Source organism: Steroidobacter gossypii (assembly GCF_016801985.1).
Lineage (GTDB): Bacteria > Pseudomonadota > Gammaproteobacteria > Steroidobacterales > Steroidobacteraceae > Steroidobacter > Steroidobacter gossypii.
In genome coordinates this window covers 98,613-112,454 of sequence record NZ_JAEVLS010000005.1, presented here as the reverse complement: position 1 = coordinate 112,454, position 13,842 = coordinate 98,613, and the positions used below count along the sequence as shown (strand labels likewise).

Sequence of the window (13,842 nt, the reverse complement as noted above, 5' to 3'; positions counted from 1 at the left end):
AGACCTCGAGCACATTCCACGCTAGAACCAGTTGTAATTGAAGCTGATGCTGATGCGTTCGCCGGAGACGGGGTTGGCGGGGACTTCGTGGCGGAGCCAGCTTTCGAACAGCACGACTTTGCCGGCTTCGGCAGGGACCACGGACCAGGGGCGGTTGGCGGGGCTGGCGTCGGCGCGGCGAGGAGGGGCGGCCATGAATTTCTCCAAGCGCGGATCTTCGAACTTCAAGCCGGCACAACCGCGGGGAGTTTGCACGTAATAGGTGCCGCTGATCGTCGACAACGGATGCAGATGCATGCTGTGCGCGACTTGCTGGGGCATGATATTCACCCAGCAATCCGTCATCCCGAGCTCGCGCCCCTCCATATCCCACTCCAGCGTCTTCAAAAAAGCATTCACATGCCGATTCAACTGCCGCTCCAACTGCGCGAACGTCGGTGAAATCTGCTGCATGCGATGCGCCGAATGGTACGAGGTGTAGCCGCCAGGATAATTGCTCCTGGACCACCTTCTCCCCGCCTCATCGTCCATCTGCAACTGCAGGCACTCGCGCAGCAGCTGCTTGTTGAGCTTGCGCCAGTCGCCGCGCTGGAGCGGGGCGGCGTAAACGTAGGTGGGGAACAGGGCTTGAATCGTCATGGGCAGGCATTCTACCCGATGGGCTGCAGCACGATCCTTTGATCGCCAATCGCCGTTTCCGACTGGGTTTCTGTATCCTTGGCTTGGGGGTGTCGTTCAGCAGAGTTGCGGACAGTTCGAGACAGGAGTCGTTGTGAAACTTACCGTTCAAAAGAAATCCTGGCCGCTGCGTGAGCCGTTTGTCATCGCGCGCGCCACCTACACCAATAGCGACGTCATCGTCGTCCAGCTGCAGGACGGCTCTTTGATCGGGCGCGGTGAAGCTGCGGGCGTCGATTATCACGGCGAGACGCCGGATGGGATGCTGGCGCAGCTCGAAGCGGTGCGAGCCAGGATCGAAGCAGGGATCACGCGCGCCGAGTTGCTGAAGGTGCTGCCAATCGGCGGTGCGCGCAATGCGGTCGACGCGGCGTTGTGGGATCTGGAGGCGAAGCGCAGTGGGCGGCGCGTGTGGGAGCTGGCCGGCGTCGGTAATGAAAGAGAAATCGCCAGCGCGGTGACGATTGGCATCCGCTCCGTCGAAGAATATGAGAAGACCGCGCGCGAGCTGGCGCAGTACCGTTGGCTCAAGATCAAAGTCAACAAAGAGCAGCCGCTCGAATGTGTTCGCGCCGTACGGCGAGGCGCGCCGAACTCGCGTTTGATCGTGGATGCGAACCAGGCATGGGATGTGAAGACGCTGTATGCGCTGGGACCGAGACTGGCGGAGTTGCGAGTCGACCTGTTGGAGCAGCCGGTGCCGGTCGACGGCGACGATGAGTTGGTGGCCGGGCAGTCGCCGATTCCCGTGTGCGCGGATGAGGCGATCGATACGATCGCCGACCTCGAGCGGCTGAAGAGTCGCTATGAGTTTGTGAATATCAAGCTCGACAAGACCGGTGGGCTCACCGCCGCGCTGGAGCTCGCCAACGCGGCACGCGCCCAAGGGATGCGGTTGATGGTGGGCTGTATGGTGACGGGCTCGATCGGCATGGCGCCTGGCATGGTGCTGGCGCAGCTATGCGAGGTGGTGGATCTCGATGGACCTTTGTTGCAGGCGGCGGACTGGCCGGATGCGATTCAGTATGACAGCACGGGCGTGATGTCGTGGCCCTCGGCGTCGTTGTGGGGCTGAAGGGGCACTAAAGAACGAGTCGGCGGGCGCGGAATGTCGGCGCCCGTCAGCTCAGCGGTTCGACAGCGCGTAACGCACGCTCCAGTTTATCGGCCCAGGTTTCCACGCCGTCGCTGTCGGCGATCAGATCATTGCGGATTTCGATCAGCACCGCCGGGTTGCCCATCTGATCGCCATGCACGACCAACGCATAGTCGGCATCGGCGCTCACGCCATAGGGCACGTTCGCGTCGACATTGAGCAACGGATCTTGCCTCAGCTGCGCGATGAGCGCCTGGCCGAGCGCTTGCGACTTTTCGAACAGCACTCCGGCGTGCCACGAGCGATGTTGGCCCAGGTACACCGGGGTGAAGCTGTGGATCGCGACCAGCACATTGCGCCGGCCCTCGGCGATGCGTTGTTCCAGATGCGATCGCAGCTGGTTCTGAAAGGGATAAAAGATGCGTTGCCGGCGACGTTCCTTCTCGGCGGCATTCAGCGAATGGTTGCCCGGAATGTCGGTGGCCTCCGAGCGCACTGGAATGCTGTCGGCCACGTGCAGCGGCCGATTCAAATCGATCAGCAGCCGTGAATAACGACCGAGAAACGCCGCGGCATCGAGCCGTTCCAACAAGGCGCGTGTGATGTTGGCGGCGCCGATATCCCAGGCGATGTGACGAGCCAGTTGCTGCTCGTCCAGGCCGAGCCGCCGGTATTCGGCCGGGATGTAGTTCGAGGCGTGTTCGCAGATCAGCACGAACGGCGAGCGACCCGATGCGTTTACGACTTCAACCGCCTCGGGCCACGGGTTGGTGCCGGCAATGAGGTGCGACATCAGCAGTTTGCTTGCATTTTCGTCGGCAGAATTACATAGCGCGCCCGCGCATGCAATTCTGGAGAATCATTGACATCGTGCGCGCCGCCGCCTCTAATCTGTCGACGGGTGCCCCATGAATTTATCTGCTAACGATCTGTATGCCATCGAGTCGCGGCTCGGTGCGCGCAACTACAAGCCGTTAGAAGTCACTTTGACACGCGGCGAAGGCGTCTGGGTCTGGGACACCGAAGGCAAGCGCTACCTGGATTGTTTGTCGGCGTACTCGGCGCTCAATCAAGGGCATTGTCATCCGAAGATTCTCGCCGCCATGACCGAGCAGGCGCGGCGGCTCACTCTCACGTCTCGCGCATTTCGCAACGATCAGCTGCCGCTGTTGTATCAGGAGCTGGAGAAGCTCACTGGCGCCAGAATGATTCTGCCGATGAACAGCGGCGCGGAAGCCGTGGAGTCGGCGCTCAAGGTGACGCGCAAGTGGGGTTACGAAGTCAAAGGCGTGGCGCCGAACGCGGCCAACATCATCACCTGCGCCAATAATTTTCACGGGCGCACTCTCGGCGTCATCGGCTTCAGCACCGATCCGCTCGCGCATGGCAATTACGGTCCGTTCGCGCCCGGTTTCAAAACCGTGCCGTTCGGCGACTTCGATGCGCTGGCTGAAGCCATCGATGGCAACACTGTGGCTTTCCTGGTCGAGCCGATACAAGGGGAGGCCGGCGTGCTGATGCCGCCAGCGGGCTACTTCAAGCGTGTGCGCGAGCTGTGTAGCGAAAGAAATGTCGTGCTGGTGCTCGATGAGATTCAGACAGGATTGGGCCGCACCGGCAAGCTGCTTGCGCAGGAGCACGAAGACATCCAGTCGGATCTCACCTTGCTCGGCAAGGCATTGTCGGGCGGCTTCTACCCTGTATCCGCGGTGTTGGCGAACAACGATGTGCTGCGTGTGTTGCAACCGGGCACCCATGGCAGCACCTTCGGCGGCAATCCATTGGCGTGCGCAATTGCTCGCGCGGCGCTGCGTGTGCTGGTGGAAGAGGGAATGATCGAGAACGCGCGCATCCAGGGAGAGTATTTGCTCAAGCAGCTGCGGGCCATCAACAGCGACTTGATCCGCGAGGTGCGTGGTCGCGGTTTGATGATCGCCATGGAACTGCATCCGCACGCGGGCGGTGCTTACAAATATTGCGAACGTTTGCGTGACAAAGGGCTGCTTGCCAAGGACACGCACGTCCATACCTTGCGGATCGCGCCGCCGCTGCTCATCAAACGCTCCGAGATCGACTTCGCCTGCGAGACGCTCGCGAGCGTACTTGCCCGTTAGTCTTGCTGTGCGCAATGGCTAGCGCCGGTTGCCAACGCTGACCAAAGTAGGTGCAGTTGGCGCGTAGACTATGCGCCAATACGCGGGCCGGAACGTCCTTCCGGAACCCCTCGACATCTCGGAGTGTCAGCATGGACCCAAGCGCCCAGGCCTCGGTCGCGCCCGAATTCGTCAGCCCGCGCGACGCTGCATTGACCCGCACGCATCACGCCGCGCTCACGCGTGCCGGTGCATTGCGTCTGGATGCGATTGATCTGCTGCGCGGTCTCGTGATCGTGCTCATGGTGCTGGATCACGTTCGTGACTACGTGCACGAGCCCGCGTTCGTATTCAGCCCGACGGATCTGACACAGACCAGCCCGATCTTGTTCATGACGCGCTGGATCACACACCTGTGCGCGCCCACGTTCGTGTTTCTGGCGGGCGTGTCCATCTTCATGCAGCGGGCCAATGGCAAGGCGCCGGCCGATCTCAGCACCTTTCTGTTGACCCGCGGCCTGTGGCTGATCGTGCTCGAATTTTCGCTGATCGGCTTCGGCTTCAACTGGGGACCGCCGCTCGCGTTCATGCAAGTGATCTGGGCGATCGGCGCCAGCATGATTCTGATGGCGGCGGTGGTGCGTTTGCCTGCACATGCCGTGCTCGCGTTGGGCGTCGCCATCGTCGTCGGACATCAATGGCTCGCATCATTGGTCGACGCCGCGCAGCTCGGTATGTGGACGCAGGCGTGGTTCATGACCATGCAGCCGGGCCCGACGTTGTTCTTGCGAGGTTTCATTCCGTATCCAGTGATCCCCTGGTTCGGCGTGATGTGTCTCGGCTACGGGCTCGGATTCATCTTTCGCCAGGCGCCCGGGCCGCGCAGGCGCAGTGTGCTCACGCTCGCGCTGGGCTTTCTAGCGGCCTTCATCGCGCTACGTGCAATCAACGGTTATGGCGATCCGGCGCCGTGGTCGGTGCAGTCGAGCGCCATCATGACCGTGCTGTCGTTCATCAACGTTTCCAAGTATCCGCCTTCGCTGATGTACGTGCTGGTGACGCTCGGCGTGTCGATGCTGCTGTTCCTCGCACTGGAGCGGGTGGCCGGGCCGTTGCGAAACGTTCTGCTGGCGTTTGGCCGCACCCCGCTGTTCACCTATGTGCTGCACATCTACGTGGCGCACAGCGTCGCGCTGATCATAGGTGTGCTCGGCGGACTGCCGGCGTTCTGGTACTTCGACTTCCTGTCGAGATTCTCCGGCGCGACGCGAGGCTATGGATACACGCTGCCGGTGGTCTATCTCACCTGGGTGGCCGTGTTGCTGATGCTGTATCCACTTTCTTCGTGGTTCGCGCGCGTGAAACGCGAGCGACGCGATTGGTGGCTCAGTTATCTGTGACGCTCTGAACGTTCACCGGCGCCACGCGAGCGACCCCCAGCATCGGGGGCGCTCGTTTCGTCTCGGTCTCATGAATACGTATGCAGGCCGTCGAATCCGGCGGGGTCCTTTGAGTAATCTTTGCGCGTCGAAACGCAGGACTCGAGGGGACGCGGAAGGATGACCATACAGCCGTGGTGGCGTGGCGGGGTGATTTACGAGATCTATCCGCGCAGCTTCGTTGACAGCAACGGCGATGGCGTCGGCGATCTGCCTGGCATCGTGCAGCGACTCGACTATGTGGCGGAGCTCGGCGTGGATGCCATCTGGATCGCGCCATTCTTTCGCTCGCCCATGGCCGACTTCGGCTACGACGTCGCCGATTATCGCGCCGTCGATCCCTTGTTCGGCGACATGGCCGATTTCGATCGGCTGCTCGGCCGAGCCCACGAGCTCGGCTTGAAAGTGATGATCGACCAGGTGCTCAGTCACACCTCCATCGAGCACCCCTGGTTTCGCGAAAGCCGGCAGAGCCGTGACAATCCCAAAGCCGACTGGTACGTGTGGGCCGATCCCAAGCCCGACGGCACGCCGCCCAACAATTGGCTCTCGATCTTCGGCGGCGTCGCCTGGCGCTGGGAGCCGCGCCGCCGTCAGTACTACCTGCATAACTTCCTGGCGTCACAGCCCGACCTGAATTTCCATCAGCCCGAGTTGCGCCGCGCGGTGCTGGCGAATGTGCGTTTCTGGCTGGACAAGGGCGTGGACGGGCTGCGCCTGGATGCGGTGAACTTTTGTTTCCACGACCGGCTGCTGCGCGACAATCCGCCCAAGCCGGCGTCTGAACGCCGCACCGGCGGCTTCAGTCCGGAGAATCCGTACGCCTATCAATATCACCGCTACGACAACACGCAGCCGGAGAATCTGCAGTTTCTTGCCGAGCTGCGCGAGCTGCTGGATGAGTATCCGCACACGGCATCGCTCGCTGAAATCTCATCCGAGGACTCGATCGCGACCACCGCCGAGTACACGACAGGCAATCGCCTGCACATGGGCTATAGCTTCGAGCTGCTGTCCGAACAGTATTCGGCCCGACATATTCGTTCGGTGGTCGAAGGTTTCGAGGCCAGGCTGTCGGAGGGCTGGCCGTGCTGGGCGTTCTCCAATCACGACGTCCGGCGTGTCGTGACGCGTTGGGGCGGCGCCCGTCCAACGCCATGCCTTGCCAACCAATTGATCGCATTGCTTTGCTCGCTGCGCGGTTCGGTGTGTCTATATCAGGGCGAGGAGCTGGGACTCTCCGAAGCGGACCTGCCGTTCGAGTCGCTGCGCGATCCGTACGGCATCGCGTTCTGGCCGAACTTCCGAGGCCGCGATGGATGTCGAACGCCGATGCCGTGGAACGACAGCGAGCATGCAGGTTTCAGCTCGGTGGCACCGTGGTTGCCCGTGCCTGCCGAGCATCGTCGGGTGAATGTCGAGAAGCAGCGGGCTGACCGGCATTCGGTGCTCAATAACACCCGCGCATTCCTGCATTGGCGCAAGCGTCATCCAGCCTTGCGATGGGGCGACATCAATTTCATCGATGTGCCGGAGCCGCTGCTGGCGTTCACCCGATGCAGCGGCGACTCCCGCGTGTTCGCCGCCTTCAATCTGTCGCCCGAGCCGACGCAAACAGCCATTGCCGTACCGGCCGGCACGCAGCAGATCGAAAGCGTCGGAATAGCGGCGGGCGTGCTGCAGGGGCAGCGGCTGACGTTTCCGGGCCACGGGGTCGTGTTCGCCAGCTTCTGATCCGCGACACGCAGGTTCCATCATGAATACGTATGCATAGCGTTGTTCCGCGAGCAGTTGCGGTCCTACGATGCTCCACGGCTTAGGTCGCGGGGCACTGACAGAACGAACGCAGATGCCGGCGCGGCCGGCAGGCACATGGGGGATGGAAAATGAACGCAATTTCTAATCGGCCGTTGGCGCGCGCCGTGACGCGCACTCTGGGCAGCAGCGCAGCCATTGGTGTGGCGCTACTGTGCGTCACGAATGTACAAGCACAGCAGGACACGCAAGCGAATACGGATCAGCTCGAGACCGTCGTGGTCACGGGCATCCGGGCCGGCATCGAGGAGGCCATCGAGCTCAAGCGCGGCTCGGGCAGCATCGTTGAAGCGATCTCCGCCGAAGACATCGGCAAGCTGCCGGACACCAGCATCGCCGATTCGCTGTCGCGCCTGCCGGGCTTGACTTCACAACGCGCGGAAGGTCGCGCATCGGCCATCAGCTTGCGAGGCACCGATCCTGGCTTCACCACCGCGCTCTTGAACGGGCGTGAGCAGGTGAGCACCGGTGACAATCGCAGCATCGAGTTCGATCAGTACCCCTCGGAGCTATTGAGTGCCGTCGTGGTGTACAAGACGCCGGATGCGCAACTCGTCGGTCAGGGCCTCGCGGGCACCATCGACCTGCGCACCACGCGACCGTTGGATGTGAGCCAACGCGCGATCGTCATGAACGTGCGTGGCGAAATGAACTCGCAAGACGATATGGGCGCGGACGCCGACGAAATGGGCTATCGCGCGAGCTTCTCATACATCGATCAGTTTCTGGACAACACCCTCGGCGTGACTTTCGGCTTCGCGCATCTCGAGTCGCCGCTTGCGATTCAGGGCGCGGGCACCTATGAGCCATGGCACGCGAACGATCCGGAGGTCGACGAGTTCAACTATCACCCGGAAGTCGCCAACGGATTGTTTGTCACCAATGGCATGAAGATTCGCGCCGACATGGGCGAGAACCGCCGTGACGGCGCGATGGCTGCGATCCAGTGGCGACCCAGCGAGTCCTATGAAACCGTGCTGGATCTGTACTACACCAGGCGCAAGCAGATCGACAATGCGCGCAGCCTCGAAGTCAATCTGGGCAACTATCCCATCGAGGGCGTCGGCTTCGCCAATCCCATCATCGCGGACAACACCGTGGTGGGCGGCGATCTGCTCAACCGTGTGCCGCTGGCTCGCAACTTCCTGTTCAAGACCGAAGATGAGATTTTCGCCACCGGCTGGAACCACAAATGGTTCGCAGGCGTGTGGACCTTCATCGCCGATGCGAGCTATTCCAAGGCCGAGCGCGACGAGGAGCAGTACGAGACCAACGGCCAGTACGTGCTCGGCGGCACCTCCAACATTCCGGACTCCGGCTTCTTCAGCCTGTCGCGGCATGACATGCCGACCTTGAATTTCAATCTCGACTACGCCGACCCCAACGCGGTCCGGCTCGGCCCGACCATCTATGGCGCGGGCTATACCAAGATCCCGCATGTCGAAGATGAGCTGAAGTCGGCGCGCTTCGACGTGGTGCGCGAGCTGGGCGGCTTTCTGTCCGATGTGTCGGTAGGCTTCAACTATTCGGATCGCACCAAGGACAAGGTGCAGCCGGAAGCCAATCTGTCCACGCGGGACGGTGCGTACTACCAGGTGGGGGGAGAACATTTGCTCGCGCCCACCAACCTCGGCTATGCCAATGCCAATCGCACCCTGGCCTGGGACGTACTGGGGGTGCTCGGCGCCTACTACAATCCCATCGTGTATGGCCGGCCGGACGATCCTGACTTCGCCTACCTGGTGGGCAAGAACTGGAAGGTCAGCGAGGAAGTCACCACCGCTTACGTGAAGGGCAATCTGGATCACGACCTGTCCTCGAGCGTGACTTTGCGCGGCAACCTGGGTGTGCAGGTGGTGCAGACCGATCAAAGCTCCGATGCTTTACGCCTGCGCAACGGCGTGGCCACGCCCTACAGCGACGGCAAGGACTACACCGATGTGCTGCCGGCGATCAATCTCGCCTTCATGCTGCCGGCGGAGCAGGCGATTCGAGTCGGCGTCGCGAAAGAGATCGCGCGTGCCCGCATGGATCAACTCAAGGCGTCGAGCGAGATCGGCTATGACGCCGCCACCGGCCAGCCCGGCGGCTCTGGAGGCAACCCGCGTCTGGACCCGTGGCGGGCGTACGCGTATGACATTTCGTATGAGAGATATTTCGGGCCGAATGCGTATGTGTCCCTGGCGGGCTTCTACAAGGATCTGAGAACGTATATCTACGCCCAGACCACCGCCGACTTCGACTTCTCGGAATTGCTGGCGAGTCTGCCGCCGGAGTATTTCGAGAATGTCCCACCGGGCACGTCCATTCCGACCACGGGGCGCTTCACCGAGCCGGTGAACGGCGAGGGCGGCAATCTCAAAGGCTTGGAATTGTCGGTGGCGCTGACCGGTGAGTTGTTCACCGAGGCGCTCACCGGCTTCGGCACCCTCCTGAGCGTGTCGCGCACCGAGAGCAGCATCACCATCGAGGATCCGCCGAACAATCAGTTCACCGGCGGCAACGGGCTCGGCACGATTCCGCTGCCGGGTCTGTCGAAGACGGTGTGGAACGCCACGGTGTACTACGAGAACGCCGGTTTCTCGGCGCGCGTCGCGACCCGCTCGCGCTCCGAGTACATCGGCGAGGTGACCAATTTCGCCAACGATCGCGCCTTCAAGTACGTGCAGGGCGATCAGATCACCGATGCGCAGCTCGGTTACGAGTTCGGCGCCGGCGCGTTGCAGGGATTGTCCATCCTTCTGCAGGTCAACAATCTCACCAACGAGCCTTACATCGCCTATTCGGTGGTCGAGTCGCGCCAGCAGGACTTCCAGCAGTACGGCAGACAATATCTGCTCGGCATCAACTATCGGTTGTGATGATGACGACTCGATGGTTGCTGACGCTTGGGCTGCTCGCATTCGCGGCCCAAGCGGCCGATTCCGGCGATTTCCGCGCGCGGCTGCCGCAAGATGAGATCGTTTATTTCCTGTTGCCGGATCGCTTCGAGAATGGCGATCCGAGCAACGATCGCGGCGGTCTGCGCGGGGACCGGCTCAAGACCGGCTTCGATCCCTCGCACAAAGGCTTCTATCACGGCGGCGATCTGAAGGGCCTGATCGCACGGCTCGATTACATTGAGCAATTGGGCGCCACCGCCATCTGGCTCGGTCCGATCTACAAGAACAAGCCGGTGCAAGGCCCTCCGGGCAACGAGTCCGCCGGCTATCACGGATACTGGATCACCGACTTCACGCGGGTCGATCCTCATTTCGGCACTCAGAAAGAAATGAAGGCGTTCGTCGATGCGGCCCACGCGCGCGGCATGAAGGTGTATCTGGACATCATCACCAATCACACCGCGGATGTGATTTCCTATCGACAGTGCGCAGCCTCTGCCTGCGTGTATCGCTCGCCTGCCGACTATCCGTATAGCCGCGCCGGCGGCACCGATGGCTCGCCGATCAACGAAGGCTTTCTGGGCGAGCGCGTGCAGACGGAAGCCAACTTCGCCCGGCTCAGCCGCGTCGACTACGCCTACGACGTGTTCGTGCGCCCGCACGAAGCCAAGGTGAAGGTGCCGGAGTGGCTCAACGATCCCGTCTATTATCACAATCGCGGCGAGACCACGTTCAGCGGCGAGAGCGCCACCATGGGCGACTTCGTCGGTCTCGACGATGTCATGACCGAGCACCCGCGCGTGCTGCAGGGCTTCATCGACATCTACGGGAAGTGGATCGACGAGTTTGGCGTCGACGGCTTTCGCATCGACACCGCCAAACATGTGAACCCGGAGTTCTGGCAGGCCTTCGTGCCGGCGATGCAGGCAAGAGCGCGAGCACGCGGCATCGACAACTTCCACATTTTCGGGGAAGTGTTCGTATCGAACGCCGATGTCGCCATGCTGGCCCGACACACGCGTGTCGATCGGCTGCCCTCGGTGCTCGACTTCGCATTTCGCGCCACCGTCATCGACACACTCACGCAAGGCGCCGGGTCGGACAAGCTCACGACTCTGTTCAGCAGCGATGTATTGTATGAAGGCGGCGAGGTCACCGCGCTCCAGTTGCCGACGTTCATCAGCAATCATGACGTCGGACGTTTTGCGCACTACGCTCGCGTGAATCTGCCAGGCGTCAGCGATGCCGAGGTGCTGCAACGGACCATGCTGGCGCACGCGATGATGTTCTTGCTACGCGGCGTCCCCGTCATCTATTCGGGCGACGAGCAGGGCTTCGCGGGCGATGGCACGGATCAGGACGCCCGCGAGGATATGTTCCCCAGCCAGGTGGCCGTTTATAACGACAACGTGCTGCTGGGTACCCAGGCGGCCACCGCTCAAAGCAATTTCGACCGCAATCATCCGCTGTATCGGACGATCCAGGAGCTGGCGGCGCTTCGCAAACAACACGCAGCCCTGCGCCAGGGCAAACAGATCGTGCGTAACTACGCGGAGAAGCCGGGCCTGTTCGCCGTCTCACGCATCGACCCGCAGACACAGCGTGAGATCGTAATCGCGTTCAATACATCGACTCAGCCGCTGCTGGCGAACGTTGAGATCGATGTTCGCACCCGCGCCTTCACATCGCTGAAAGGAGCATGCGGGCCGCAGCCGTCCGCGCCGGGCAGCTATCGCGTGATGATCGAGCCCTTGAGCTACGTGGTCTGCGCAGCGCAAGATGCGACATGACTCGTATGCAAAAGCCCGCGCTGTCGTTCTGGCAGATCTGGAACATGTGTTTCGGATTCCTGGGCATCCAGTTCGGCTTCGCGCTCCAGAACGCCAATGTGAGTCGCATCTTCCAGACGCTCGGCGCGGATCTGGATCAGATTCCGATGCTGTGGGTGGCCGCGCCGCTGACCGGGCTGATCGTGCAGCCCATCGTCGGTTACTACTCCGATCGCACCTGGACCCGGCTCGGTCGCCGCCGGCCGTATTTTTTGTTCGGCGCGCTCGCGGCGAGCCTGGCGCTGCTGTTCATGCCGAATTCGCCCACGCTGTGGATCGCCGCCGGCCTGCTGTGGATCCTGGATGCATCCATCAATGTATCCATGGAGCCATTTCGGGCGTATGTCGGCGATCAGTTGCCGCCGCCGCAACGGCCGACCGGTTACGCCATGCAGAGTTTTTTCATCGGTGTGAGCTCGGTCATCGCCAGCCTGTTGCCCTGGATCCTGACCCGGCTCGGGGTGGAGAACAGCGCCGGGCCCGGTGAGATCCCGGACACGGTGAAATATTCCTTCTACTTCGGCGGCGCGATGTTGCTGGGGGCGGTGAGCTGGACGGTGTTCAGCACGCGCGAGTATCCGCCCGAGCAACTGAAGAATTTCGACGATGCGGGCATGGTGCGGCATCGGCCGCTGGATGTTTCTCGAACGCGGCGGGGCGGCGCGATCTGGTTCGGCGCCGGCGTCCTCGGGTTGCTCGCGGTCTATCTATTCGGTTGGGACCGGCAGCTGTATCTGCTCGGGGGCGGCATCGCCGTCTATGGCGTGGCCTTGCTGGTGCTCAGCCGCTCGCGATCGAGCAATATGTTCACGGCCATCATGGCCGACGTGCACGACATGCCCGAGGCCATGCGCAAGCTCGCAGTCGTGCAGTTCTTTTCGTGGTTCGCGCTGTTCGCCATGTGGATCTATACGACAGCCGCCGTGACTCAGGTGCACTTCGGCTCGACCGATGTGCAATCCGCGGCATACAACGACGGCGCGAACTGGGTCGGTGTGTTGTTTGGCGCCTATAACGGCTTCGCCGCACTCGCGGCGCTGATCATTCCGGTGATGGTGCGCCGGTGGGGTCTGCGCGTCAGTCACATGATCAACGTGTGGCTGGGCGCGGCCGGGCTGCTTGCGTTCCTGGTGATTCGCGATCCTCAGTGGCTGCTGGTCGCGATGATCGGCGTGGGATTCGCCTGGGCCTCGATCTTGTCGCTGCCTTACGCGCTGCTATCCGACAACCTGCCCGCCGAGAAGATGGGTGTGTACATGGGCATCTTCAATTTTTTCATTGTGATTCCGCAACTGCTGGCGGCCAGCGTGCTCGGCTTTGTATTGCGGACGTTCATGGGCGGCGCGCCCGTGTATGCCCTGGCCGTGGGCGGGGCCAGTCTGTTCCTCGCCGGCGTCGCGGTGTTGCGTGTTCGGGAGCCGGCGCAAGCGGCCGCGCCGCTTACGCCAAGCTCGGTGCCGAATCGCTGATCAACCGAAGGTGAGCTTGCCCTTCATCACCGACCAATGGCCGGGGAAGGAGCAGAAAAAGGTGTAATCGCCGCCTTTTTTCAAGCTCGAGGTCGGGAAGGTGATGCTGGTAGTCTCACCGCCGCCGATCACCTTGGTGTGCGCGAGCACGCGCTTGTCGTCCTTGGGCACATAGTTGTTCGGCAGGCCCGCGCTCATGCCGGCGTTCGCGACCGGCTGGAACGCCGAGGTTTCCGTCAGCACCCAGTTGTGACCCATCGCGGCCGCCGGCAGCTTGCCGGTATGCTTCAAGGTCAGCTTCACTTCAGTGCAGTCGGCCGCGACCGCGAGCGTCTGCTTGTTGAACTGCATGGCGTCGTTGCCTTCGATGGCCAGCTCGCAGGTCTTGGCGTGGGTGAGCGGGGCGAACACGCTCAGCGCGGCGAGCACGAGGGTGGAGGCGAGAATTCTGGAGATTGTCATCGGATTACCTGCTGAAGAGGTTAAGATCGCGGGGACGGATTGTCCGGTGCGGCGCGCCCGCTTTCAAGTTCCGCTCGTG

General features: G+C 62.1%; 10 protein-coding genes. 7 read left to right on the top strand and 3 right to left on the bottom strand.

Annotated elements, in window-relative coordinates; translation table 11 throughout:
- Positions 1–21: 21 nt before the first annotated feature.
- Complete coding sequence (locus tag JM946_RS20920) at positions 22–639, bottom strand: TIGR02466 family protein (RefSeq protein WP_218043035.1); 618 nt, start codon at positions 637–639, stop codon at positions 22–24.
- Between the two features lie 133 nt (positions 640–772).
- Between JM946_RS20920 and dgcA the strand changes: the two genes are divergently transcribed.
- Positions 773–1,753 carry an N-acetyl-D-Glu racemase DgcA gene (gene dgcA / locus JM946_RS20915; protein ID WP_203169320.1) on the top strand — a complete coding sequence of 327 codons (981 nt, stop codon included), beginning with the start codon at positions 773–775 and terminating at the stop codon, positions 1,751–1,753.
- 46 nt (positions 1,754–1,799) lie between these two features.
- Here the strand turns inward: dgcA and JM946_RS20910 are convergent, their stop codons facing one another.
- Positions 1,800–2,567 carry an N-formylglutamate amidohydrolase gene (locus JM946_RS20910; protein ID WP_203169319.1) on the bottom strand — a complete coding sequence of 256 codons (768 nt, stop codon included), beginning with the start codon at positions 2,565–2,567 and terminating at the stop codon, positions 1,800–1,802.
- A gap of 115 nt (positions 2,568–2,682) precedes the next feature.
- On the opposite strand from JM946_RS20910, the gene rocD reads away from it, so the two are divergent.
- From rocD to JM946_RS20880, 6 genes are all read left to right on the top strand, one after another.
- Positions 2,683–3,888 carry an ornithine--oxo-acid transaminase gene (gene rocD / locus JM946_RS20905; RefSeq protein WP_203169318.1) on the top strand — a complete coding sequence of 402 codons (1,206 nt, stop codon included), beginning with the start codon at positions 2,683–2,685 and terminating at the stop codon, positions 3,886–3,888.
- 131 nt (positions 3,889–4,019) lie between these two features.
- Complete coding sequence (locus tag JM946_RS20900; protein WP_203169317.1) at positions 4,020–5,267, top strand: DUF1624 domain-containing protein; 1,248 nt, start codon at positions 4,020–4,022, stop codon at positions 5,265–5,267.
- Between the two features lie 159 nt (positions 5,268–5,426).
- Positions 5,427–7,040 carry an alpha-glucosidase gene (locus JM946_RS20895; RefSeq protein WP_203169316.1) on the top strand — a complete coding sequence of 538 codons (1,614 nt, stop codon included), beginning with the start codon at positions 5,427–5,429 and terminating at the stop codon, positions 7,038–7,040.
- A 152-nt stretch (positions 7,041–7,192) separates the two neighbouring features.
- Complete coding sequence (locus JM946_RS20890) at positions 7,193–9,982, top strand: TonB-dependent receptor (RefSeq protein ID WP_203169315.1); 2,790 nt, start codon at positions 7,193–7,195, stop codon at positions 9,980–9,982.
- Between the two features lie 2 nt (positions 9,983–9,984).
- Entirely contained in the window at positions 9,985–11,793 is a 1,809-nt protein-coding gene (locus JM946_RS20885) for an alpha-amylase family glycosyl hydrolase (protein ID WP_203169314.1), read from the top strand.
- Complete coding sequence (locus JM946_RS20880; RefSeq protein WP_203169313.1) at positions 11,790–13,301, top strand: MFS transporter; 1,512 nt, start codon at positions 11,790–11,792, stop codon at positions 13,299–13,301. The genes JM946_RS20885 and JM946_RS20880 overlap by 4 nt, the downstream gene beginning before the upstream one ends.
- Here JM946_RS20880 and azu read toward each other — a convergent pair whose 3' ends face one another.
- Complete coding sequence (azu, locus tag JM946_RS20875; protein ID WP_203169312.1) at positions 13,302–13,763, bottom strand: azurin; 462 nt, start codon at positions 13,761–13,763, stop codon at positions 13,302–13,304. It abuts the gene before it with no gap.
- Positions 13,764–13,842 lie beyond the last annotated feature (79 nt).

Coding starts and splice junctions, on each gene's coding strand:
- JM946_RS20895 (WP_203169316.1), top strand. CDS start 5,427: ATGACCATACAGCCGTGGTGGCGTGGCGGGGTGATTTACGAGATCTAT.
- JM946_RS20910 (WP_203169319.1), bottom strand. CDS start 2,567: ATGTCGCACCTCATTGCCGGCACCAACCCGTGGCCCGAGGCGGTTGAA.
- JM946_RS20920 (WP_218043035.1), bottom strand. CDS start 639: ATGACGATTCAAGCCCTGTTCCCCACCTACGTTTACGCCGCCCCGCTC.
- JM946_RS20900 (WP_203169317.1), top strand. CDS start 4,020: ATGGACCCAAGCGCCCAGGCCTCGGTCGCGCCCGAATTCGTCAGCCCG.
- JM946_RS20880 (WP_203169313.1), top strand. CDS start 11,790: ATGACTCGTATGCAAAAGCCCGCGCTGTCGTTCTGGCAGATCTGGAAC.
- azu (WP_203169312.1), bottom strand. CDS start 13,763: ATGACAATCTCCAGAATTCTCGCCTCCACCCTCGTGCTCGCCGCGCTG.
- JM946_RS20885 (WP_203169314.1), top strand. CDS start 9,985: ATGACGACTCGATGGTTGCTGACGCTTGGGCTGCTCGCATTCGCGGCC.
- rocD (WP_203169318.1), top strand. CDS start 2,683: ATGAATTTATCTGCTAACGATCTGTATGCCATCGAGTCGCGGCTCGGT.
- JM946_RS20890 (WP_203169315.1), top strand. CDS start 7,193: ATGAACGCAATTTCTAATCGGCCGTTGGCGCGCGCCGTGACGCGCACT.